Consider the following 22,830-nt stretch of genomic DNA (forward strand, 5'->3'; position numbering starts at 1 on the left):
TTTCCTATCTATTTTTATTAGTCAATCTTACCATTTCGGTTAAAACTTGGAAGATTAAAACCAGGTTCTTTATGCATCCATACATAAAAAGCTCGACCTGTTAAATTCGCCTCAGGTACAAAGCCCCAGAAACGACTGTCTGCACTTTGATCACGGTTATCACCCATGGCAAAGTATTGCCCCTTTGGCACAGTCACTTCCCAATCTTGACCATTACTTTGAATAAACACATCATTTTCTTTGGCCACAAATGGGATTAATGCTTCAGCACCTCGCAATTGTGCAAACTGGAATTGCTCAACCAAAGGATTTCGCCCTTCCAAGTAACGGACTAAATGCTGATGCTCACCTAAGGTTTCTTTGAAGTAAAGTGCAGTTGGCGTATCTTGCTGGTCTTTCTCACGCGAGTATTGTGTTTCTACCTTTGCGACTTGCTGACCATTAATAATTAATTGCCCATTTCTGAATTGAACATGGTCACCAGGCACACCAACTACGCGTTTAATATAGCTAATCGTTGGTTGTGGCGGATAACGGAATACGATCACTTCTCCACGTTTTGGCTCACTAACATCAATGATTTTAGCGTTCACGATGGGTAAACGCACACCATAATCAAACTTATTCACCAAGATAAAATCACCCGTTTCTAAGGTAGGAACCATAGAATCTGATGGAATATTAAATGGTTCATATAAGAAAGAACGTAGCACCAGCACAACAGCTAACACAGGCCAAAAGTCATATGCCCATGTAATGACAAAATTCTCTTGATTACGCCCTCGTGTTGCACGCTGTTTCAATACCAACTTATCTAGTAACCACACCAAAAAGAAAATTAGTGTTGCTGGTACCAGAATCAAGTTAAAATCAAAATCCACAAACCCTCTCTTGCAGTTTCACTGCTCGTCGTTCGACTGGGTAAAGCAGTATGCCTCCCCAGCCTCATGTTTCTTTATCGATCAACTTTCAATACAGCTAAGAAAGCCTCTTGTGGGATCTCGACACTTCCCACTTGCTTCATACGCTTCTTACCTTCTTTCTGCTTCGCGAGAAGTTTCTTCTTACGTGAGACATCACCGCCATAACATTTTGCCAATACGTTTTTACGCATGGCTTTCACGGTAGAACGGGCAATAATTTGCGCACCAATCGCCGCCTGAATCGCAACATCATACATTTGGCGAGGGATAAGATCTTTCATCTTCTCAACCAATGCGATACCACGATGGCGCGCATCTTGACGGTGACAGATCATTGCCAAGGCATCGACCTTTTCGCTATTGATTAGAACATCAACCTTAACCAGAGCTGAACTCTCAAAACGTACAAAGTTATAGTCTAATGATGCAAAACCACGTGAACACGATTTTAATTTATCAAAGAAATCCATGACCACTTCTGCCATTGGAATTTCAAAAGTAATTGACACTTGATTACCCAAGAACTTCATATCTTTTTGCACGCCACGGCGCTCAATACACAAAGTCATGACATTACCCAGATATTCTTGCGGCACCAGAATATGACATTCAGCAATCGGTTCACGTAGATCTTCAACCGTTGAACCATCTGGCATTTTTGAAGGGCTGTCGATATAAATAATATCGCCTTTCTTGGTCAATGCTTCATAAATAACCGTTGGCGCAGAACTGATCAGATCAAGATCGTATTCACGTTCTAAGCGCTCTTGTACGATTTCCATGTGCAGCATCCCCAAGAAGCCACAACGGAAACCAAAGCCCAATGCATCCGAACTCTCAGGTTCGAAAAATAAAGCCGAGTCATTGATCTGTAATTTTTGCAGCGCTTCACGGAATGGCTCGAAGTCACTCGAATCAATCGGGAACAGGCCCGCATAGACCTGCGGCTTAACCTTTTTAAAACCTGGTAAAGTTGTAACTTCTGGTGTTGCTGCAAGGGTAATGGTATCCCCCACTGGCGCGCCAAAAATATCTTTAATCCCTGCAATCACGAAGCCCACTTCACCCGCTTCGAGGATGTCAGTTTCGGTATGCTTCGGATTAAATACCCCCACTGAAGTTACTGGATGTGTTTGGCCTGTCGATTTCACCAACATCTTGTCGCCCTTACGGATACGACCTTGTTTGATACGAACCAACGATACAACACCAAGGTAATTATCGAACCATGAGTCGATAATCAACGCTTGTAAAGGCGCATCACGATCACCTTCTGGTGCAGGAATCACATCTACCAAACGCTCTAAAACACCCTCAACCCCCAAACCTGTTTTTGCTGAACAGGTTGGCGCATCAGTCGCTTCAATTCCGATAATTTCTTCAATTTCGTGAATTACACGCTCTGGTTCTGCTTGCGGTAAATCAATCTTGTTTAAGATCGGTAAAACTTCCAGACCTTGCTCAATTGCGGTATAGCAGTTTGCGACAGACTGTGCTTCAACACCTTGCGCAGCATCTACGACCAACAATGCACCTTCACAGGCTGCTAAAGAACGTGATACTTCATAAGAGAAGTCAACGTGCCCTGGAGTATCAATAAAATTCAATTGATATTCTTGACCATTTGGATGCGTGTAGTACAAGGTTACCGATGCAGCCTTAATGGTAATCCCACGTTCACGCTCAAGCTCCATAGAGTCTAATACTTGAGCTTGCATCTCACGATCTTGTAAGCCACCGCACATTTGAATAAAACGGTCAGCCAAAGTCGACTTACCATGGTCAATATGAGCAATGATCGAGAAATTGCGTATATTTTTGATATCTACGGATTTTTTAGCTTGCGCCATGGGTTACCTTAATAATATGTACACAACAATGTACTCAATTAAATAATTGCTTATTGCCGTGAAAAATAATGTTCGAAAAGTTCGGCACAGTATAAGCAGAACAATGTTAAAAATATAGTGTTAAAAGTGTGTGTAGTCTTTAGCGTATTACCATGGAGAGCACTATGTATATGCAAACTATGAAGCTATTACAAAATCAAGAGTTCAACTTTTAGATCTGCTTAAACCTAACTTTGACTATAAGACAGTTATCTTCCCCAATTATGCTGCTCCTATCCTTTTTTAAGAAAAAGCGATATTGAATAGTGTTTGGATAGATTCAGATTGGCATCTCCTTTGTACCTAATCGGAATTGATCTATGAATCGAGATAAATAAGAAAAAATCCATTTAAGCGGGATGAGCTGCTTAAGGTCAAATAGTCTTCAATAAATTAATAAAACTAATTCATTTATGTTAGGCTGATGAGTTTTTCTTAAGAAACAGCCGCTATGTCGTATGAACGGAAATTTAGGGCAGGAAGGTTTCATTGGTCATTCTTATTACCAAAATATTGGGGGATATGGATAGCTGTAATTCTTTTAATGATTTTTGCAATTCTTCCCTGGGCTATTCAATGGCGGCTTGCAGAAAAACTATCAAAACTAGCTTGGAAAGCTCTCAAATCAAGACGTAAAACCACTCTTAGAAACCTACAGCTATGCTTTCCGGATAAAACCGAACAACAAATACAAGCAGACGCAAAACAAGTTTTTTTTAATATGATGTTAGGGCTATTTGAAGCATTAAATGCTTGGTACAGTCCACATTGGTTTCGGAACCGAATGCATATACAAGGTTTAGAGAATCTTAAGAATGCTGAAGGAAAAGGAGTTTTACTCCTAGGCACGCATACCACGTTATTAGATGCTGGTGGTTATATATGTGGTTCGTTTTTCAATCTAGATGTTGTGTATCGCCCCCAAAATAATCCTCTCTTAGATATGCTTATTAATCGATGCAGATCTACAATTTATCAAAATCAGATTTCCAAAGATGATATGAAAGGATTGATATCAAATCTAAAGCATAAGCATGCTATCTGGTATAGCCCGGATCAAGACTTTGGACTCAAACAAGGAATAATGGCTCCTTTCTTTGGCGTGCAAGCAGCAACAGTAACTGCGCATAGACGGTTAATCAAAATAACCAAAGCAACAGCAATTCCCTTATTTTTTTATCGTGATGGCGACATTCGCAACCCTCAATATCACATTTTACTAGAACCGGCTTTGGAAAACTTTCCAAGTGTTAATGAAGTTGAAGATGCAATACGAGTCAATTTAGTGATTGAGAATCAGATAAAAATGCACCCTACACAATATATGTGGTTTCACCGTAGATTTAAAACTCGTCCAGATGGTGAAAAAAGTCTCTATTAACTTTTTAAGGTGGTCATAAAGGTCCGATCGGTTAATTTTATAAGAGAATAAAAAAAGCCCACTTTATGTGGGCTTTTTCACTAGTCTAAAATATTAGATAGCAGTGATAAGTGTTGCTTGCGGTCCTTTTTTACCTTGTCCAGGTACATAAGAAACACGCTGGCCTTCATTCAAAACCTTGAAGCCGCTGCTTTGAATTTCGCTAAAATGAGCAAATAAATCTTCGCCAGAATCAGCTTGAATAAAACCAAAACCTTTAGTTTCATTAAACCACTTAACAGTACCAGTAGCTTTATCAGACATATTTTTTAAACCTTTTATATTTTACTTAGAGGCCAAATCAAAGTTTTTGCGATGACTTGACCCAATTAATCTTTATTAAAGAGCTCAAATGATTTGCTTTATTTACTATATACTAGACAGATAAGATGGAAATAACTGAATTTCTAGAATTTAATAATTTATAGCTTTATTTAGGATTATATAAGCTAATGTAATTGCTATTTGTTCTTTCCAAAATAGCAACTATAAATACATCACAGAGCAAAATTAATTAAGTCAGTTGGTAGCGGGAGCTGGATTTGAACCAACGACCTTCGGGTTATGAGCCCGACGAGCTACCAGACTGCTCCATCCCGCACCGACGAGTTAGCTTTATAGGCTCTTTACCCTAAATTAGCAAGCTTAATATTGATTAATGTTGAAATGAGTTCAATATACGCACTATTTTTTTATATTAGTGCCTTTCAGCATACTTTTACCATAGATTGCGTTAGTATGGTTTTCCATCAGAGTTAGGATAGGCCATGTTAAGTAGGCTAGAAATAATAATAAAACAACCTGAGCTTCAGAGGGATTTTACTTTTCAAGAGTTTTCCGATCCAATTATGGAGTTTTGGGATTTTTTTGAAGTTAATTCTAAATTTACCTTGTTACGGTATGAACATGTTATTGATGGTATAAGAGCTATCTATTATGAATAACATCAAAAGCCCTCATTAGAGGGCTTTTACACAAACTCTAACATGACATTATTATTCATCGTATGAGCTGCGCATAATAAAAAATACAGAGCACAGATACTTACGTCTATAAAAATTTATAGCGTATATTATTCGATTGTTAAAAGAACTACAGAGATTACAAAATGGAAGTTGATCATATTTTTATATGTACTGAATACAAAGCTTCAGAAGCTGAAATGCTTAAGAATTTTGGATTAACAGAGGGAACTTCCAACACACATCTGGGACAAGGTACAGCAAACCGCAGATTCTTTTTTAAAAACTTCTTTCTCGAATTACTGTGGTTAGAAAATGTAGAAGAAGCGAAAAGTGAAACAACTGCACCTACTTTACTATATGATCGTATTTCATCAAAAAGTGATGATATCTCACCATTTGGAGTTTGTTTCAGACCTAAGAATCCAGAAGATAAAGACGTAAAATTTACAAGCTGGAGTTATAAACCATCATACCTACCAAATGGCTTAAAAGTTGATGTTGCAAAAGATTCATCACTTTCAGAGCCAATGTGGTTCTTCTTATCTTTCGCTTCAAGACCTGATCAAGCATCCCCAGATAAAGCACAACCACTTACCCATTCTAATGGGATTTCTGAAGTAACTTCTATTGAAATTACAATGCCTGAATTCAATGAGAAATTTAGTTTACCAGACTCGAAAAGTCTTGGAATGCTAAACATTATTAACGGAAATGAACACTTATTAAAAATCACTTTTGATGAAAACAAGCAAGGACTTTCCCATGATTTTAGACCAACTTTACCATTGGTTCTTAAGTACTAAATGCTCTTAAATAGCTTTAACACATATCCCAACATTAACATTATTGTTGATCGTATGTGCTGTGCAGCTGGGTAATACAACGAGAATACAGGCGCTTATGATCAATGTAATCACTGAGCGCCTGCAGTGATAAATTACTTTTTTAAGAACAACTCACGTTCATCCGCACGGCGATGAACTAAACCTTTCATGACTTTACCACCGCCTTTATTCCATTGTGGGAACTGATCAGCGGCACCTTGATAGTCCTTTGCATTTAGCTTTTTAAGCAATGTAGATCCTTTAAATGCAGCTTCGCCGATGTTGTATGCAAGACTCACCAGTGCGTCAAACTGATTTTGAGAAACAGGAACTTTAACAGCACTGTTTACAGCATTTTCAAAACGCTTAAGATCGTATGCAAAGTATGCTTTCGCTTGATCAAGCGTACAAACATCACCTTTTTTAACCTTAATGCCAGTTGGATATACCGTAGTACCATAGCCGATCGTCCAGACTCCAACGCCGTCATCATAAGCATTTAGGCGCAGATCTTCAAAACTGGTAATTAAGTTGATACCAACCGTACTTGCTTTCATACCATTCCCCTGATATTCATCAAGAAGTTCATTAAATTTATTTACTTGAGCTTGTGAAATTCGCCCACCTAATAACTCACGTGCAGCATCAAAAAAAGCTTTTCTGTCCATTTCGATTTCCTCTATGCAATAAAAAACCGCCCTAAGGCGGCATCTAATTTCTGGATCTATTAAAAATTGTCTTTGAAGTCTTTAATTTCTTTACCAACCTCTAAAATGTTTTTTCCTTCTCGGTCATTCACATATTTAAAGAACCATCGAGCAATCGCCCAGAATGGCAATCCTGATGCAAAGAAAATCCCACCAATCGCGCACATCCCTGCCCAAGTAGTCGCATAATCATGCATTGCAAAATGATGGATGATGAACCCACCCCCGCCCACACTTCCAATCACAGTCGTTACTAAACTCACAACCCATTCACTACGTGAGCGCGGCATCCGAGTCATCACAACAACCAAATACCCCAATGCAATCACAATTGCGATCATTACCCCAAGACCGTACATTTTGATTGCTACTGCCCCTGCGCTACTACTAACTGGCTCTGCCATTTTTACATTGCTCCAAATAAAAAACCGCCGTAATGGCGGCCTAAGTTATGTTTTAAAGTTAAACTTCGATTTGATATACCACGCCTGTCGGCGCACTTCTCTTTATTTCATTTCCACTGATATAAACCCGATCCCCTACGTTAAAAGTCGTTGAACTGGTACAAAGCACAAGCCCGGTACCATCCACCACCAGCACTTTATAATTAGGATGATCAGCACTCTGCACCGTTGCGATAAATTCGGGTGTCTTTGGCAGTAAGTCTAAAAGCCGTGATAATGCATTACTCATGATTTACCCGCTCCACTGCTACTGTTTGAGTGACTTTCCCTTCCGAGAAAGAACCACTAACACTATCTGCCACGCCCCACCATTCAGCATTAAATGCAATTAGGTCTGACGGCGTGCACAAGCCGATTTCATTCGCTACTGGCATTAACAGGCTGTGATTTTCAACCATGCCTGCCTTTGCAAGCACAGAGCGCCCTTTCTCATGCATGGCGCTTACTGAAGTAAACAGCGGATCGTTGATTGGCTCTAACTTCACGTCACCTGCAGTGTCACGCCGTTTTACCGTGCCAGTTTCACCCGTTCGATCGTTCGTTAGAAATACGCCGTTATAATCTGGGTAAAGTGCATAGTCAGTGGATAGGTCAGTCACTACGGATTCAGGAATTAGCCGATCAAAATCAGACTGCTGAATAGCATCCCAGTACACTTTTTTATAAAGTGGCTTAATCGTCAGTGTGTTGCTGTTAGGCTCACTATAGACAAAACCACCTGCAGCATCGGCAATCAGCTTAATAGCGGCCATAGGCGTTAAATTTGAATAACTGAGGCTGTTAGCTGGTAACACCCACCCTAATGCATCAATCAACTCCCAATTAAGCACAATGTCGCTATTCACCCGGTCAAGCTCAGCTTGCACCAGTTGAACCGAAGTCCGTTCATTTTCCTGTGTGAAAGATCGTGTCGGTGAATACGGCGCATCAAGCAAGGCTGAAGGACTGCGGCCTGTAAGTTTATAAACATCTTTACCGAACTGTCTGGATCTCGAAATGTTCTCAAGCAGCATTCTGTGCTCATTGCCATTAATCAGGATCTTTAAAATAACCGGCTTGCCATCCACTGGCTCAAGCTTTGGCTTTTCATAAAATGGGATAGTCAAATTATATGACCAGCACCATGAGCTACGGTCACAACGATAGTCGCCGTTGTTCACTTGAATTGCTTGGCCATTATCAAGGCGCGAAACTTTTAATTCATTCACGATATACCACCAGTCTTTATTATGAGGAAATGGTAAACAATCGCTTGCACCAAAATTTAGAAAGACATTGTGAGAATCAACCTCTACACAATGACAAGAAAAATTCAGATCGGTTAAACCAACATATTTAGGCTTTGGCTGTGGTTCGATTGGATCTACAGAGGACTTGCGATAATAAACGGCCTGTGCAACATCCCACGGGATTGAGTCAGTGGTTACCAGCTCTAAACCATTGTCGTGCTTGAACGTGAACCATTTTTCAAAGACTGCGGCAACTTCATGACTAAACGTAATTTTCTTACGCTTTTTAATCATTTCATCCCAACTTGTATTGCGATTAATCAGCAGCTTTTCAGACACTTCAAAGAACATGGTTCGAGAAATGAAATACTTTTCATTTTCTTGCCACACCATTTTTGACGCACTCGACAATCTGGATGTTTCTTCAAAGACCGTTTTAATTGAGTGCTGTAAAGTGTCAGATTTATCAAAGCCACTTAAAACGGCGTTTGATAATGTCAAACCACGCTCAAAAATAAAGGCGCTGTTATGCGCCTTAAATAGTGGTTTACCAAACCTCATTTTATTTTCGAGAAGTGCTGGTAATGTTCTTTGATACTCCAAAACACTTAGATGACTTAAACCAAACGCTGAATTGATATCAAAACGTGCATTAATAAACGGATTGATACTTGTTGAAATCACAGCTTCAACACGACAAAACTGATTTACAACTATCGCTTGGATATCAGCAGAAAATGCAGTTTCAACAACAGTGCTTACTTGGGCAGCTTCACCAGGCAATACACCAATGGCAGCATCAAAAGCAGCTTGAACAACAGCTTTAACAGAATTATATGTGTATTGAGTGGCAACGATTTCAGCAATAAAAGAGGTTGCAACCCCTGCATTTACTGCAGCATTGATTTGCTCATCAGCACCAAAGTTTAAAATGAGATTATGAGAATCAATTGACCCCAGCTCATCTTTAAAATTTAGGCTGATATTATGTGCATCTGGTGGGATGTAATTTGACACATGCACACCTCAATTTAGGTTATCGGTTTTAATACAAATGAATTGATCATCAAAGTACTGCCCAAAGCAAGATTGGGCTGGGCCAAAGTAATTTCGGTACCCACGGCGAAATCAGCCACTGCCTCACCTTTGCCGTTATAGATCCGCGCCCATGTCGCCGTGCCTGCTTTTATGACCAGTGCCGCATCCGTTTGATTCAGTTCAATACCATCAGTATTAAGCTTCTTAAAGCACGGTTTTGGGAAAGTCAGTGTCACAAGCTTTGCGCTGGCATTAGCGGCAACATTCACACTTGAAGGTTTAGCATCGTCATAAAAAATAAAGGTAGCGTTAGTGCTACCCGTATCCAAAAAGTTTGCCAGTGCTTGAAGCTGCGCTAAGCCTGCGGCCAAAGAAGGAATTACACTCATTTAGGGACTACTCCATCTTGAATGACAGCGTTATATTGCTTTTTATTGTCAAAGGCGACAATGAAACAATTAATTGAATTATTTAACCCATTGAAATGGTAAACACCATTAATATCAGGTTTTCTTATAGCAATAGGGCTAAGGTTTGCTTTGTTATATAAGGCAACACGCGCATCTTCATAATTTACGGATAGCTTCTTAGTAGTTCCCTTAATACTTGCAACAGTATTTTTTGAACCAAATCCTAAATTCTGGATAAAATAATTACTCAGCGCTACATTTCTTGATACTGGCCTCATGTTTCTAATTCCCCCAAATAAAAATACATCCCACCAGCATACCCACCTAAAATCATAAATGATTCTGCAACATACATTGAATTTTCGGAGATTATAGGTGTTGTATGAATTTCACCTTTTGAATTGCCAGAAAATAATACATGTTTAAGAGTTCCACGAAGAAAACCAGAGTTATCAAAGAATGGGATTTCTAATGCTGAAACTTGCGAACTGCCAAAAGCATTACTTCCTGTTGAGTAATTATAAAGAATAGGCTTTGCGATATCTGTGTTGGCAATACGTGCAAGGACATCATACTTCGTTGTTAGAAATCTGGATTGAGCCTCGCCGTAAGTTAACGGCAATGCACCTTCAATAGTACTAAAGTCCTGCCCAGTACTGGCATTAACAGAGTTGTAACTGGTCATTAAAAACCAGTTTGGAATCATAGTTGTGTCTAGGGCTGTGTTAAATATGCCGCATCCAGAAATTACCTTTCTATTATCTGATAAAAATGGCCTGCAAAAATAAAAGGCATCCCCACTACCACACAAAGTAAATTGTCTATTACCCGTTGTAGGACTTGAGGTGTCTGGTGATCCATAGTAGGCGCCGGATGCTCGTGCCCAATACCATCTAGACCAACCGCGAACAACTGTATTGCCAGTACCGTTGATTTGCCAGTTACGTTTTAAATTAGAAGTATCTAGAGGTAGCTGTAATTTATTGGGATCTTCATAATCATCAATATGTGACATGCTCTCAAGAAGCCCAACCATCGCGTATTTAGCGTAATCTGAATTATAAGAATTTGTCCCATCAGAAATTGATTCATCTACCCGAATGAATGGATGTACTGAACTTGGATTTTTAGCTCGATATACCCTCTTAACATCGTTAGAATCACGAAAAATAATGTCATAGCCAAGTGCTGCTAATTTCGCAGATCCATTCGCTGAGATTGATTGACCTGACAACTCAGCTTTAAGAATCATTTGAGTTGAAGTCGGCAAGCCTTTGATTCGATATTTTCCATTGATATTTGACGGCGAGAAACCTGACAGCTCAACAATCTGGAATAACACCGCATTATGTGCAGCGTAGAAAGTCAAATTGATATCGCCGTTTGCATCGATACTTGCCGCCGTTACGTTAGTGAATGGCAATCCGTTTACAAGACAAATATCCAGCATTCGGATTAAATCGCCCCAGTTATTACCAAGATTAATGCCATTTAGATGGCTAAAAAACTGCACTTTGATATCTGTAGCCATGTTTTATTTACTCAATAAAAAAGGCTGCATGTGCAGCCCTATGGGTTAAATGTTTTAGATCACTCGATCAATGTCACCGCGGTACATGATTTGAAAGTTATCACTTAGAACTGTCGGCTCAGATTGCTTCACTGTGCGTATGCACCAGATCGGCTGCATTGCTGCAACTGTATTGAAGCGTAAAACATTGCCACTCGCCCAACCTGTGCCCCAACCTTCTTTCTTAATGATAAAGTAAGGCTCATTAGTAATAGGATTAGTCGGCTTACAATCCATGGTTGTTGTACCAGTAGCAATCTGGCCAGAAACTTCGCCAATTACTCGAAATGATGAAATATCAGTGAATACAATCGCCCAGCGTTCTTGTATTGCACCTTTATTTGTAATCTGGATCGGGTACAAAGCATCGTTATAGTTCGGCGTAATTGGCTGACCTGTCGGCTCATCAGCCCAGACGCTGTTCCATGTACCTTGAACAAACTTGGTTGAATAGCGGCTGAACATATCGCCAACAACGACAACAGATCCAACAATTGAATCCGATGCACTGTAGTTATGCGTTAAAGGCTTGGTGAATGTCACTTGACCGCTGATCTGTACATCATTGATCAAGCCAATATCTTGATAACGATATGCAGCAACAATCGGTGCAACAAGACTATTCAAAGCAAAGTCACCGCTTAAAGTTACTTTGCCGTAATCATAGTTAACAGTGTACATGTCATGCGGCACTTTAACGCCGTTGCTATCTTCAAGCTCACACCAGGAGATCCGCTGATCATTCAAATCGTATGTTTGACCTGCAACGTGGCTCGGCAACTCTTGTTTCTTTGATGAGGCAATGACACCTGTATCGCCCACGCGAAAAATTGGCACACGACCATCTGGTGGTAAACGTGTCGCAGATAAACCAAGGATCTCGCTATCAAGTGGGATATACGTGTAAGCAATGGCGTTATAGCGTACGCTGGTCGGATCAATCCAAAATGGCACATTGATATAGATTGCTCCACCTTCGGTGTACTCCAATTCAGGACTGTACCAAGGCTGATTTACAACATCAGGAATTTCTGATTTTCGCTTTTTCTCATAAAAGTATATATCAACAAACCCAGTGTCGTAATTGATTTTACCGTGTGCCTGCGGTGTCTCAATTACCCCTGCTTCATTCGCTGTCACGGTTAATTGCCCCCCACTCAACGGCGCAACTACCACCGTTAACGAACTAGGGCGAATCGGGATAGTTGGCGTGCGGAAACTGACATGATGCACGGGCAGCATATCAGTCGTTGTTGTCATTGACTGCAGTGTTAATTGATTATCCACATTCGGTGTCCATGTATCGAACTCAGCAACACCGGTACCATATTGAATGGTCCCTGATTGTGTGCCGCTGCCTGTTGAACTATCGACATTACGATATAACAAGCCTGTTCGATCGATAAACGTATCCGCACCCAACTTAAAGCGGATCGAATTAGAGAGGATCTGCTCATCAAAGCCTTGTGTTAAATCAAAACTAAGCTTGTCTGCATTAATCGTTTTAGTATCACTGCCTGAGCCTGATGTATCACGGTACCGCACACTGATCGTTGTTGGATCAAATGCTTTTAATGTTTCAGTGCTTGATACCACTTTTGATTTTTGCGGTAAAAGAAGTTCCGTCATATTAACCACTCACATAGAAAACCAAAGGTTCATAAACAGTTCGATAAGAAGTACGTTGTAAAACGGGTGTGACTTCACAAGCGCCAGTTGCATAGATAATCTTGCCCTGCACCTCACCAAATTCGTTGACCAAATTCCCAGTGCTGGCATCAATAGGTACATCGTGCAAGGTCACTATCCGCTTATCTGCGCTACCTGTAGTCGTATTAACAGGTATCTCAAGCCCAACTGATGACGGTTGAATTGCCGACCCGGTACCAATCGTGAAAAGCAATTTTTGATTTGAATCAGGATTAACATTCGAAACAGTTTGGGTTTTTCCAGTTCCATAGTTATAGGCCAAAGTAAAAGCTGTGTTTTTCTGCGGCAACTTCTTAGGAATGATGCGGCCTTTGCCGTTGTTGAATGTCATCGATCCGATGGCATCACCAGTGAACTGGCCAGAACTATCGACCATTGCCGTCTTGGTCTCTCCTTCAAGTTGCCATGTCGCCGTGAGGCTTGTAATCCCGTTTTGGAATAACTGAAAGTCAAAACCTGCAGGAAGTACTGGCGAATTTGCTCGAGCAAACGTGCTGATCGGGCTACCCCATTGCAGTAAAATCGGGGTACCGACATCAGGCAATGCACCCGTGGTCAACAACCAAGTTCCCGTTTGATAGTTGATTGAACCGCTACCAATTGAGTCGGTGGCACCAGATAAACGCCCTGTTCCGTTATCCCGAATCACATAGAACTTACCCTGAGACATATAAGAGATACTGAGTGCACCAGGTGCAGGGATTGGAGTTAATACCCCTGTCCATTTGGTACCCTGATTTGCGGCTGTTACGGGTAAAGCAAATGATTCAAAAGGCTGAACCGGTGCGGCAGCGGGTGTGAATGTGATATTCACAATCGCATTACCCGAGCCAATAGCGTTGGTCCATACAATATGACCTACTTGGTAATCAATCGTACCAATTTGAGTGCCGTTAACTGTGCGCAAGGTACCGCCGTTATCCGTGATTATCTGACCAAAGAGCGTAAATGAAACACTCGCAGGCAGCACACTCGAACCTATGTACAAGCTTTGGTTGTTGTTCACATTTGTCGTGAACTGCGCCGTAATGGTTCCGCTATTACCAGCTACCAATGCAGGATTTTCACTGACTGCATTTAGATCTAACAACGGCGTTTCTGTCTGGGACGAAGGGATAAGTTGACTAAAGATAGTCTTTGCTTGAATCGTAAAGCTTCCCACCCCAACGTTTTGAGCCACCCCGACACTGGCATAGTATTTACCAGAATCAGCAATTACAGTATTTCGGATCAAAGTCGGTGATTTACTGTTTTGCCACCACTGCAGAATGCTTAGACCCACAAAATCACGGGAAAGCGGATCATTGAACGTATAAGTTGCAATCTTGCATTCTTTTTCACCCTCAGAACCGCCGCCGCCACTACCAGCACGGAACTTTTGAATACGTGTTTCAACTTTCGTGATTCGAAAGAATTGAGTGAATTCATTTACTGTACCTTCATTCACCACAAGAACGAGGGTGTCGCCGACACTATTCTCGGCTTCATTGATTCCCATCACAGCCTGTACAGACTTCATGCCGATATACGCTGTATCAAGCAATGTTCCAACTGCTTGACCGCCCTTGGCCAAATAGCTTTCTATGCGATTAGCAGCTGCCGTACGCACATCTGTATGGGACCGGGTACTAAACAGCAATGCTGAAACATTTGGATCATCTGGATTCTTGGAAACAAAAACCGTGGACCCCATTAATGCCGCTGTATCGTTGTTATTAATACCAGCAAAGATTTTCCGAATTGACACACGGCCCATAGTTCTATCAAGTTCCGACACATCAGGAAAAAGGTTATTACTCTCCCCATCTACCACAACTTGACCTGAATACTTGCCGCCGCCGTCTGGTGTATCAGTCAAACGCTCAGACTTATATAAAATTAGATTGTTAGTTTGTACCGGCATTTGGCACCTCTAAAAATTTTAAAGTGACTTCATAGAAATCACCGTCAGATACAGTTGGAAACCCCAGCACTGGCTTTGCCTCGATAGCACCTTCCGCATGATTGAAAATCACATTGAATTGGCGTGTGTCATGTGGGTATTCAAAAATAAGAGTGAACTGCTCATTTTGTAGTGCAGACCAATCTTTAATGATTGATAGAACCGAGCGCTTTATCCAACCTTGTTCTGGTGGCGGCGTTAAAGTGATTGGTCTGCCTGACTTCTTTTTTCCTTCCTGAACAATCAAGGTGCCGTCAATTGCGCGCTCTTGTGATTGCTCAATGGGCTTCCAGTCAAATTCGTCAGACCATAAAAAACCGTCCTCAAGTGGGACGGCTTCATTTGTTAAATTGCGCTTGAGCTTCATTATCTTGCCCTGTTCAATAGTTCAAGTTCGTTTAGAAAGTCATTCATCATGTTTTGCTGTGAAGGATCACCTTTCAGGTCTATTTCTTTGCCCATAAACTGGATTTTGTAAGTCACAGTTTTTGGATTTGAGATATCAGAGCTACTTGGTACCTTAGGCGACTCAATTGACGGCGGCTGAATGTTTGGAACGTTCACTGATGGCGATTTACCACCGACCAAAACAGAGCTGCCACCTGATCCAGATTTTTTACCCTCCCAATATGCCAGGGTGTCATCCATCTTCTTAAGCAACGGCGTACTGAAGTCAGTAACAGATCCCATTTTTAACGCTTGAGAGTAAGCAAACATCATGCTGTCTAAAGCGTCTTTGCCAGCTTTTTTGGCCTGCGCCGCATCCATGCCAGCAGCTGCAAGGCGATTTTCATAGTCCTTGGCTTTCGCAGCCATATCATCCATAGCTTGACCCATGCCTTTCGCCGTAGAAGCCGCCTGCGCTTTACGTTCAGCATCAACCTTTTTCATTGCTGCTGCCCATTCATCTGCTGTGCTTTGAGCTTCTTCACGAGCTACACGGCCAAGATCACGGAAACCTTGGGAAGCAGAGCCACGCGCCGTATCACCAACCCTATAAAGTGCATCTACAATCTCTTGGGTTGATTTAACTGATGCCTTGCCGGTCTCATCGATCTGAGCTTGTAGTCCAACAGATGCGCCTCTTGCTTTGGCGTTTGCAATTACAGCTTGATCACCAGATGCGGCAGCGGCTTGCATCACACGTTCATAGGCCTGTTTAAGTCCTTCCGCCGTTGCTTTACCACTGGCTTGGATGGTGTTGAAATCAGCGAGCGCTGAATCCGCAGCAAGCTTTAATTGCTCTTTAGTCTGGATGCCAAGGCGTTTAAAAGCTTGTGTCACTTCATCAGTAGATTCTGCAACTTTTTCAGTCTGTTGTTTTAATGCAAGCATGCCGTTTTCGACTTGCTTAGATGAAAACACACCTTGAGCCTCAAACTCTTTTAATTTCGCCTGAGCTGCATCAAGTTCGACTTTACTGTCTGCTTTCTCAAGCCAAGCTTTCCAACCTTGGTACAAAGTATTTGATGCATCTTGGCCAACGATCCCTGACTCTTTAAGTTTTGCCTTAAGGTCATCTAATGCAACACTTCCCTGGCCAAACCCTTTAGACATGATATTTGCCGTTTTATCAATATCTATGCCTAATGCATTCCCTGCTTCACGAGCTGCATTAAGCGTAGGATTCAAGTCTTTGGCTGCGGCATCAGCAAGCTTAAAACCCGCATTGATTTGTTCGCCAGATACTTGACCAGCAACACCCATTTCCATGAGTTTAGATTTAGCTACGTCAACTTCAGCTGTATTTTTTGCCTGACTCAACCACTTTTGCCATGCTTCATATGTCATATCAGCGGCTTGAGTTCCAGTGATACCTGAATCTTTCAACTGAATGATAAAGGCTTCTAATTTTCCTGAAGTATCACTGAATCCAGTTGATATTTTATTAGTTGATTTTTCAACATCAATCCCAAATGCCTTCCCTGTTTCGGATGCATTCCTAAATGCCTGTTCTTGCCTTTTTGTTTCTAGTGTTGCTGATGCAGTGGCTTTTTCTGCCTCGGATAAACGAGTGACTACAACCTTGCCGCCCTCATCTACAGATACAAAATACCCACTCTGGGCCATCTCCAATTCTAAAGATGAGTCTAGAACTCCTTCATTAGCCTGAACAGCTGCGGTAACGTAATCAGTAACAGCTTTTAGTTTACGAGATTGAAGCTTGTCATTTTTTTGGCCTTCTTCCTCCTGTAACGCTAACAGATCATCAAGTGCCTTTCTGTTTTCAGCAAGAATTCTGGCGTTTTTTTGCTCTTCACTCTCTACCGCCTCATCCAGCCGTTTTTTAGCTTGCGATTCATGTGATAAAGCAAGTTTATCAACTTCATCATAAAGTTGCCTTGCTTTCATCATCATCTCATTTGCATTATTAACAAACTGTTCTCTTACATCACCCCATGTAAATGCCATAACACCAACATTTGCTGCGGCAGCTAGGTCATAGAAAACACCTGCCAAAGTCATGACAACAAGACGTAGAGCGAAAAATATATCTGATATGGCCCCAAATGTGACACTTAAGCCCTGTCCGACACGTGTTAGAAAACTGACCTGTTCCCCTGCTTTAGTCACCTCACTGCTAAAAGAACCAAGAACAGCAACAATGTTATTTAGACTATTAAAAACCGCAGTCAGAACAACATCACCAAGCTCATACAACCCCACGCTAATTTGTTTAACTGCATCATAAGCTGAGGAAATAGCTTGTTTAAGAGATTCAAATATAGCTGGATCTAAGTTGCTAAACTCTTGAGACAGAGCATCAACCGCTGCCATAACATCACCGAATAATACGGCGATCCAGTCAAGATCTCCACCAAGTGATTGAATAACCTCTGCAAGTCGGCTAGAAACATTATATTGCTCATTCATTTGACCAATGAGCGCCGTGATATTGTTTCTTACTTTTTGCATTGCATCAGCAGTGGAATTTTCCATTGCATTTGCTAGATCAAAGTTTCGGTCTCTTGATTCGATTAATGCCTTCGATAGTTCATTTACAGAGATTTTCCCTTCTGCGCCTAACTTCCGGATCTCAGATTCAGCACGTCCTGTGCTTCTCGCCATGTCACCAACAACGTTGTCTGCACCAGTGATGATACTCATCCAAGCATCAGCATCGACTGAGCCCTTTGCAAGAGACTTTGCTAATGCATCCTGTGCCGCTTGTGCCTGATCTGCTCGCGTTGCATTATGCGTGAAAGACAGTGATAGGCTTTCAGTCATGGTTAGCACTTCATTTGTGCTATACCCCAAAGACTTCATTGTTCCAGCCGTGGCTAAATAAACCTCTTGTGCTTCGGAAAGTGGCCGAAATGTAGCATTTGCAAGCGTTAAAAGTCGCTCTTGTACCTGGTTGTATTCTTCAACACTATCTGTTGCATTTCTCAAACGCGCCGCCATTTGCTGCGTTGCATCTGATGTGGCAATTAGCTCTTTGATTGTTAAACCTAGACCAAGGGCCGCCAATCCAGCTGTTAATGTTCCAATTGTGGTTTTAAGTACAGAGAAGCCAGCTTGAGCACGTTCAGACGTGCTTTCAGTTTCCTTTAACTCTTGATTAGCTTTATTGGAGGCATTTTTAAAACCATTAAAGGCCTGTTCAGCTTGATTTACTTCTTTTTCTAATTTATCGACCTCTGCTTGTGCATTCGCAATATCTTGCGGCGTTGCATTGGTTGCTGAGAAAGCTTGTAATTTTTGTTTTGCTTGATCTAAATCAGATTTCAGTACACCCAAGGACTTTTCTGAGTCTTTACCGAATTCAGAAAAATTTTTTGCTGTTTTGCCTGCATTTGATCCTGCATCTTGAATGGCTTTTGTTGCATCGTTTAGCTTGTTGGTTAAAGTACTGGCTAGTTCTAAAGTTCCTTTTGGAATTACTTCGCCAATATTTTTAGATGCGGAATCAGCATCCTTTCCAGCATCTTTTAACTTGTCGCCTAGCTCACCAACTGTAGCAGAGGTTTCGCCTGATTTTTTGTCTAGATCCTCCGCCGCTTTGGTTGTTTTAGAAATTGAGGAAGTTGCATCCGTAGTCTTAGACTTCAAATCATCCGGAACAATTTGCCCAACTTCTTTTGCAGTTTTCTCCGAGACATCCCTCAACTTGTCAGCTTCTTCTTTGATTGCTTCAACAATTGCTTTGGTGACATCTTCAGACTGTTTTACGTTAGACACATAATCTTTTGTATCAGCCTGAAGTACGACTTTAAACACCAGATCTTTAGACATATACACACCTCATTACCAATAAAAAAAGACCAAATAGGCATGCGGTAATGAACACACCTGATTGGTCAAACTAAAAGTTAGGCAATAAAAAACCCGACACTTGGTCAGGTTTAAAATTTTGCTTATACTATTCCAGCATACTATTGCAATGTTTACACTTTATCGCTGTTAGGCGTATTAGTTCATGGCAAAATGGACAAGATTTCATTTCCACTGAATCCATATTCGCCTTCTCATTGTAATCAAACAGATCAACTACTACTTTTTTATTTTTCTGATCAATAACTGGTGGCTGAAATTGATCATTAAGTTGAGATACCTCTTCACTCTTATCATTATTTTGTAAATATGGAGTAATAATTAGGATAATGCAGCCTATAAACAAAATTACCCACCCATACTGTAGCTGAATTGAGCTCATCATCGCCTCAGCAAGACCGCCAAAAGGATTCCCTTGTAATTTTGAAGTCACTTCAGCTTTAGTCTTCGAAATAGTAGACGCAATAGTGTAAAGGTCATAACTAAGTAATAAAAAAGAAATACCACCTGAAAGCCATAAAAGCTTTATCCTCTTTAGTGCGATAATAACGAATGATAAAATTGCAAGGCCGCAAATAATCATTCCGTCACCCTTTCCATTATTTATCAATGAAACTGTGCCAATTAGTGGTGCACTTATTACAGGAAGAAAAACTCCTATTAAAAGCAAAAATGCCCCAAAGAAACCTATTAGTTGTTGTTTAGAGAATTCCATTTCATATACTCATTTATTAGTCACATCGATTTTAAAAATTTTGCCGCGACAAATCAGCACTGTATATAGCGACATATCAACTTCATATTTATATTCAGTTGCAGCACAAACAAAACCATCATTGTTATAAACAAAATAACGAGGCTTAGACTTACCAAGTTTTGACAGCATGCTTTCCTCAGTATCACCTAAGAAAACCGCTTCTGTTGTTGTTCTTATAGATTTTGTGTCATAAGCAAAAGCGCTAACTGACAGAAACAAAGAAACAACCCCTAATATTAAATACTTCATAAATTAAACCATTTGTTATATATCGCACATAATTTATCAAAAGGCTGAATTGAAGTCATTAAAAAACCCGCATACGGCGGGTTTTACTATGCTCATGTCAATGTTTAAACACTTATTTAATCATTCCTAATCAACCAATTCGTTTAAGTTAACGATACTGAGTTTAACACCGTAACTACCTTCGCTATCATCATCAAGCCAACCACCAACAATTACAGCAGGAACACTTTTACTTATGATTTTTCCTGTGAGGGTTTTTGCTTGCTCTTTACTTATAAAGCCTACCAACAATCCATTTATCTCAACTTTTATGGCATTTTTGTCATACTTGTTGAGTGGGTCTGATGATACTTTTGCAATAACCTCTACAAATTTAGCCTCTTCTTCTTTCTCCCCAGCAATACGCTGCAAATTATGTTGATACGCTTGTTCACCAACTATTTCAAAAGCATAAAGTTTATTATTCTTAGGAAAACTAGTATTCTCTAAAGGAACATCTGGTGAGTCACTCGCTCTTTTAACTAATAAAAATAATCCAACGCAAATTCCAATTATTATTAAGATCAACCACATAAAAATACCCTCAAAGAAGAGGGTATTTATAACATGGATTTATTTGTTATTTCTTTAGAAATGATGAGCTGTTTTCACTGGGGCTGCAGTTCCAGCTTTTCTTGGGCTTTCTTTAGTTAAAGATGTAACCAAAAACTTATCACCTTTTAATTCTTGATTATTAATAAACCATTCACATGCGCATTCATCGTGATTAACCCAACGAACAGTCATGGCTGGGCCACCAGATTTTAAATAAACAACATCACCTGCTTGAAAACTCATCATTCTTACCTTATTAAAATAGTTGAACTTATTGTTTGAGGGTAGTTAATTTTTTTTCAAGTGAAAAACATTAAAAAACCTCCCGAGGGAGGTTTGGCTTGAACCTATAATTTCACTTTAAACTTTACAGATACAAGGGAGTAATCATCACTTGGACCATTTTTCTCAATGCGTTTTTGTAAGCTGGTACTAAAAGCAGTTGGACTATTCATAGTATTTAATGAGAATTTAGGACGCTTTTCCCAAAATTCATGTGCTCCATCAGACATAACATAAAGTAAAATATTACCTTGCTCATCGACTAAATCCTTAACACTATGAAATGAATACTGATATTCAAGATTAATATTTTTGGACAATGCTGTAACTAAGACATTTTTACCAGACATTTTTTTCAATTGACGTTCAGTATAAAGACCCGCATCCAATAATTTCTGATGTTGGGTATGATCTTTAGTAAGGCTTAAAAGTTTCTGTTCTTTTTTTAAATAAAGTCTACAATCTCCAACGTGAATAATATGTAGGCCCTCATCTTCTACCACACCAATAGTTAATGTTGTAGCCGCTTGGAAAAAATCAACATTTATTGAATCCAACTCTCCAATTTTATTTCTAATATTGAGAAGAATTTTATCGATTTCAGTTTCATTAGGTATGGATTGAATTTTAGAAAATATTTTAATTGCTAATTTTGATGCAAAATCAGCTCCTAGATAAGATCCAACACCATCTGCGACTCCAAATAAATAACCTCCTTCTATTTTTGAAGGAAGTAATATGAAATCCTCATTAGTTTTCTCAGGAGATTTAGAGTGCGTGAAAGCAGCTACATTTGTTAATTCAAGCATTTAACTCCCCCTCATAAATAGGCATAAAAACATTTAGAATCTGCTGAATATTTTGGAATCTATGTAGAGGTTGATTCTCTCTACATTTATTTATTAAAGGAAAGAGTGTATTTCCAAGAGTCTCATCGTCATAACATACTTGCTCGATAAAAGTACCAATAGCATAAATATCAGTAAGATAATCATAATGACCAAAAGCCACCTCAGGCGCTGCGAAACCTCTAGTTCCCATAGCTTGCCCAATCGCCGTCAACTGAGTCGACCCAGGATTTGGTTCTGTATTTTTGATTAAACCAAAATCAGCAATTTTATAAATGCCATTTACTCTTACCATGTTTGAAGGTTTGATATCACGGTGTAAAAGCTTCAAGCCATGTATGTGAACCATACCTAACAATAAATGTAAAATACACTTCAATTTTTCTTCTCTAGGGAAAGGCCCTTCAACTATAAGCTTTTGGACATCTTTATCACCTAACTCCATTACAAACCAAGGTTCAACATTATCAAGATCGCAAATATATATACTTACTATATTTTGATGACTACATTTAGCCTGTAAATACCCTTCTCGCTTAAATCTTTTTCTAAAGGAATCTATTTCTCGGGCATCTGATTTCATTGTTTTCATTGCAAAAAAACCGCAAAAATGATCTTTTTGATTAAAAACTTTTACTAACTGAACCTCCCCAAATGTTCCACCTCCCATCCCATCAACTGGTTGAATCTTGTAATTTCCCCTATGAAGCATTTTACATTCCACAACAAATATT

Annotated in this window: 23 protein-coding genes and 1 tRNA gene; 3 read left to right on the forward strand and 21 right to left on the reverse strand. The window is 40.1% G+C overall.

Going from position 1 to position 22,830, the window contains the following annotated elements:
* Positions 1 to 17 precede the first annotated feature (17 nt).
* Entirely contained in the window at positions 18 to 881 is an 864-nt protein-coding gene (gene lepB / locus F895_RS06280) for a signal peptidase I (protein WP_005242498.1), read from the reverse strand.
* A gap of 74 nt (positions 882 to 955) precedes the next feature.
* Complete coding sequence (gene lepA, locus F895_RS06275; RefSeq protein ID WP_005242499.1) at positions 956 to 2,773, reverse strand: translation elongation factor 4; 1,818 nt, start codon at positions 2,771 to 2,773, stop codon at positions 956 to 958.
* A gap of 490 nt (positions 2,774 to 3,263) precedes the next feature.
* Here lepA and F895_RS06270 point away from each other — a divergent pair, with 490 nt between their 5' ends.
* On the forward strand, positions 3,264 to 4,193 hold the full coding sequence (locus F895_RS06270) for an LpxL/LpxP family acyltransferase (protein WP_010589722.1): 930 nt from the start codon (positions 3,264 to 3,266) through the stop codon (positions 4,191 to 4,193).
* Between the two features lie 93 nt (positions 4,194 to 4,286).
* On the opposite strand, the gene F895_RS06265 is transcribed toward F895_RS06270, so the two are convergent.
* A complete protein-coding gene (locus tag F895_RS06265) occupies positions 4,287 to 4,496 on the reverse strand; it encodes a cold-shock protein (protein ID WP_005242501.1) in 210 nt (69 codons plus the stop codon).
* A 260-nt stretch (positions 4,497 to 4,756) separates the two neighbouring features.
* Positions 4,757 to 4,833, reverse strand: a tRNA-Met gene (locus F895_RS06260).
* Between the two features lie 166 nt (positions 4,834 to 4,999).
* On the opposite strand from F895_RS06260, the gene F895_RS20085 reads away from it, so the two are divergent.
* Positions 5,000 to 5,176, forward strand: a complete 177-nt coding sequence (locus F895_RS20085; protein ID WP_005242502.1) for a hypothetical protein — start codon at positions 5,000 to 5,002, stop codon at positions 5,174 to 5,176.
* A gap of 164 nt (positions 5,177 to 5,340) precedes the next feature.
* Positions 5,341 to 6,000, forward strand: a complete 660-nt coding sequence (locus tag F895_RS06255) for a VOC family protein (protein ID WP_005242504.1) — start codon at positions 5,341 to 5,343, stop codon at positions 5,998 to 6,000.
* A gap of 134 nt (positions 6,001 to 6,134) precedes the next feature.
* On the opposite strand, the gene F895_RS06250 is transcribed toward F895_RS06255, so the two are convergent.
* The 17 genes from F895_RS06250 to F895_RS06170 all read right to left on the reverse strand — a co-directional run bounded on the left by F895_RS06250 (position 6,135) and on the right by F895_RS06170 (position 22,808).
* Entirely contained in the window at positions 6,135 to 6,689 is a 555-nt protein-coding gene (locus F895_RS06250) for a lysozyme (RefSeq protein ID WP_005242505.1), read from the reverse strand.
* Between the two features lie 59 nt (positions 6,690 to 6,748).
* Positions 6,749 to 7,132 (reverse strand): hypothetical protein, encoded by a 384-nt coding sequence (locus tag F895_RS06245; RefSeq protein ID WP_005242506.1) that lies wholly within the window; start codon positions 7,130 to 7,132, stop codon positions 6,749 to 6,751.
* A 58-nt stretch (positions 7,133 to 7,190) separates the two neighbouring features.
* A complete protein-coding gene (locus F895_RS06240; protein WP_005242507.1) occupies positions 7,191 to 7,421 on the reverse strand; it encodes a hypothetical protein in 231 nt (76 codons plus the stop codon).
* Complete coding sequence (locus F895_RS06235; protein ID WP_005242508.1) at positions 7,414 to 9,438, reverse strand: hypothetical protein; 2,025 nt, start codon at positions 9,436 to 9,438, stop codon at positions 7,414 to 7,416. Before F895_RS06235 ends, F895_RS06240 begins: the two co-directional genes overlap by 8 nt.
* 14 nt (positions 9,439 to 9,452) lie before the next feature.
* Positions 9,453 to 9,848 (reverse strand): hypothetical protein, encoded by a 396-nt coding sequence (locus F895_RS06230; RefSeq protein WP_005242509.1) that lies wholly within the window; start codon positions 9,846 to 9,848, stop codon positions 9,453 to 9,455.
* Entirely contained in the window at positions 9,845 to 10,147 is a 303-nt protein-coding gene (locus tag F895_RS06225; protein ID WP_005242510.1) for a hypothetical protein, read from the reverse strand. Before F895_RS06225 ends, F895_RS06230 begins: the two co-directional genes overlap by 4 nt.
* Positions 10,144 to 11,400 (reverse strand): hypothetical protein, encoded by a 1,257-nt coding sequence (locus tag F895_RS06220; RefSeq protein WP_005242518.1) that lies wholly within the window; start codon positions 11,398 to 11,400, stop codon positions 10,144 to 10,146. Before F895_RS06220 ends, F895_RS06225 begins: the two co-directional genes overlap by 4 nt.
* Positions 11,401 to 11,454: 54 nt before the next feature.
* Complete coding sequence (locus F895_RS06215; protein WP_005242520.1) at positions 11,455 to 13,068, reverse strand: hypothetical protein; 1,614 nt, start codon at positions 13,066 to 13,068, stop codon at positions 11,455 to 11,457.
* Position 13,069: 1 nt separating this feature from the next.
* Complete coding sequence (locus F895_RS06210) at positions 13,070 to 15,052, reverse strand: hypothetical protein (protein WP_005242522.1); 1,983 nt, start codon at positions 15,050 to 15,052, stop codon at positions 13,070 to 13,072.
* Entirely contained in the window at positions 15,036 to 15,458 is a 423-nt protein-coding gene (locus F895_RS06205) for a hypothetical protein (protein WP_005242524.1), read from the reverse strand. The genes F895_RS06210 and F895_RS06205 overlap by 17 nt, the downstream gene beginning before the upstream one ends.
* The gene (locus F895_RS06200; protein WP_005242527.1) at positions 15,458 to 19,327 is read right to left on the reverse strand and encodes a tape measure protein; all 3,870 of its coding nucleotides are present in this window, start codon (positions 19,325 to 19,327) and stop codon (positions 15,458 to 15,460) included. Before F895_RS06200 ends, F895_RS06205 begins: the two co-directional genes overlap by 1 nt.
* A 127-nt stretch (positions 19,328 to 19,454) precedes the next feature.
* Complete coding sequence (locus F895_RS06195) at positions 19,455 to 20,081, reverse strand: hypothetical protein (protein WP_005242528.1); 627 nt, start codon at positions 20,079 to 20,081, stop codon at positions 19,455 to 19,457.
* A gap of 9 nt (positions 20,082 to 20,090) precedes the next feature.
* The gene (locus F895_RS06190) at positions 20,091 to 20,372 is read right to left on the reverse strand and encodes a hypothetical protein (protein WP_005242529.1); all 282 of its coding nucleotides are present in this window, start codon (positions 20,370 to 20,372) and stop codon (positions 20,091 to 20,093) included.
* A 126-nt stretch (positions 20,373 to 20,498) separates the two neighbouring features.
* Complete coding sequence (locus F895_RS06185; protein ID WP_005242530.1) at positions 20,499 to 20,945, reverse strand: hypothetical protein; 447 nt, start codon at positions 20,943 to 20,945, stop codon at positions 20,499 to 20,501.
* A 54-nt stretch (positions 20,946 to 20,999) separates the two neighbouring features.
* Entirely contained in the window at positions 21,000 to 21,209 is a 210-nt protein-coding gene (locus F895_RS06180; RefSeq protein ID WP_010589723.1) for a YodC family protein, read from the reverse strand.
* 104 nt (positions 21,210 to 21,313) lie between these two features.
* Entirely contained in the window at positions 21,314 to 22,057 is a 744-nt protein-coding gene (locus F895_RS06175) for a PP2C family protein-serine/threonine phosphatase (RefSeq protein WP_005242539.1), read from the reverse strand.
* Positions 22,050 to 22,808, reverse strand: a complete 759-nt coding sequence (locus F895_RS06170) for a serine/threonine-protein kinase (protein ID WP_005242542.1) — start codon at positions 22,806 to 22,808, stop codon at positions 22,050 to 22,052. The genes F895_RS06175 and F895_RS06170 overlap by 8 nt, the downstream gene beginning before the upstream one ends.
* Positions 22,809 to 22,830 lie beyond the last annotated feature (22 nt).

Origin of the sequence: Acinetobacter sp. CIP 64.2, assembly GCF_000369645.1 — a bacterium.
GTDB lineage: Bacteria > Pseudomonadota > Gammaproteobacteria > Pseudomonadales > Moraxellaceae > Acinetobacter.

Coding starts and splice junctions, on each gene's coding strand:
- lepA (WP_005242499.1), bottom strand. CDS start 2,773: ATGGCGCAAGCTAAAAAATCCGTAGATATCAAAAATATACGCAATTTC.
- F895_RS06270 (WP_010589722.1), top strand. CDS start 3,264: ATGTCGTATGAACGGAAATTTAGGGCAGGAAGGTTTCATTGGTCATTC.
- F895_RS06265 (WP_005242501.1), bottom strand. CDS start 4,496: ATGTCTGATAAAGCTACTGGTACTGTTAAGTGGTTTAATGAAACTAAA.
- F895_RS20085 (WP_005242502.1), top strand. CDS start 5,000: ATGTTAAGTAGGCTAGAAATAATAATAAAACAACCTGAGCTTCAGAGG.
- F895_RS06255 (WP_005242504.1), top strand. CDS start 5,341: ATGGAAGTTGATCATATTTTTATATGTACTGAATACAAAGCTTCAGAA.
- F895_RS06250 (WP_005242505.1), bottom strand. CDS start 6,689: ATGGACAGAAAAGCTTTTTTTGATGCTGCACGTGAGTTATTAGGTGGG.
- F895_RS06245 (WP_005242506.1), bottom strand. CDS start 7,132: ATGGCAGAGCCAGTTAGTAGTAGCGCAGGGGCAGTAGCAATCAAAATG.
- F895_RS06240 (WP_005242507.1), bottom strand. CDS start 7,421: ATGAGTAATGCATTATCACGGCTTTTAGACTTACTGCCAAAGACACCC.
- F895_RS06230 (WP_005242509.1), bottom strand. CDS start 9,848: ATGAGTGTAATTCCTTCTTTGGCCGCAGGCTTAGCGCAGCTTCAAGCA.
- F895_RS06225 (WP_005242510.1), bottom strand. CDS start 10,147: ATGAGGCCAGTATCAAGAAATGTAGCGCTGAGTAATTATTTTATCCAG.
- F895_RS06220 (WP_005242518.1), bottom strand. CDS start 11,400: ATGGCTACAGATATCAAAGTGCAGTTTTTTAGCCATCTAAATGGCATT.
- F895_RS06215 (WP_005242520.1), bottom strand. CDS start 13,068: ATGACGGAACTTCTTTTACCGCAAAAATCAAAAGTGGTATCAAGCACT.
- F895_RS06210 (WP_005242522.1), bottom strand. CDS start 15,052: ATGCCGGTACAAACTAACAATCTAATTTTATATAAGTCTGAGCGTTTG.
- F895_RS06205 (WP_005242524.1), bottom strand. CDS start 15,458: ATGAAGCTCAAGCGCAATTTAACAAATGAAGCCGTCCCACTTGAGGAC.
- F895_RS06200 (WP_005242527.1), bottom strand. CDS start 19,327: ATGTCTAAAGATCTGGTGTTTAAAGTCGTACTTCAGGCTGATACAAAA.
- F895_RS06195 (WP_005242528.1), bottom strand. CDS start 20,081: ATGGAATTCTCTAAACAACAACTAATAGGTTTCTTTGGGGCATTTTTG.
- F895_RS06190 (WP_005242529.1), bottom strand. CDS start 20,372: ATGAAGTATTTAATATTAGGGGTTGTTTCTTTGTTTCTGTCAGTTAGC.
- F895_RS06185 (WP_005242530.1), bottom strand. CDS start 20,945: ATGTGGTTGATCTTAATAATAATTGGAATTTGCGTTGGATTATTTTTA.
- F895_RS06180 (WP_010589723.1), bottom strand. CDS start 21,209: ATGAGTTTTCAAGCAGGTGATGTTGTTTATTTAAAATCTGGTGGCCCA.
- F895_RS06175 (WP_005242539.1), bottom strand. CDS start 22,057: ATGCTTGAATTAACAAATGTAGCTGCTTTCACGCACTCTAAATCTCCT.
- F895_RS06170 (WP_005242542.1), bottom strand. CDS start 22,808: ATGCTTCATAGGGGAAATTACAAGATTCAACCAGTTGATGGGATGGGA.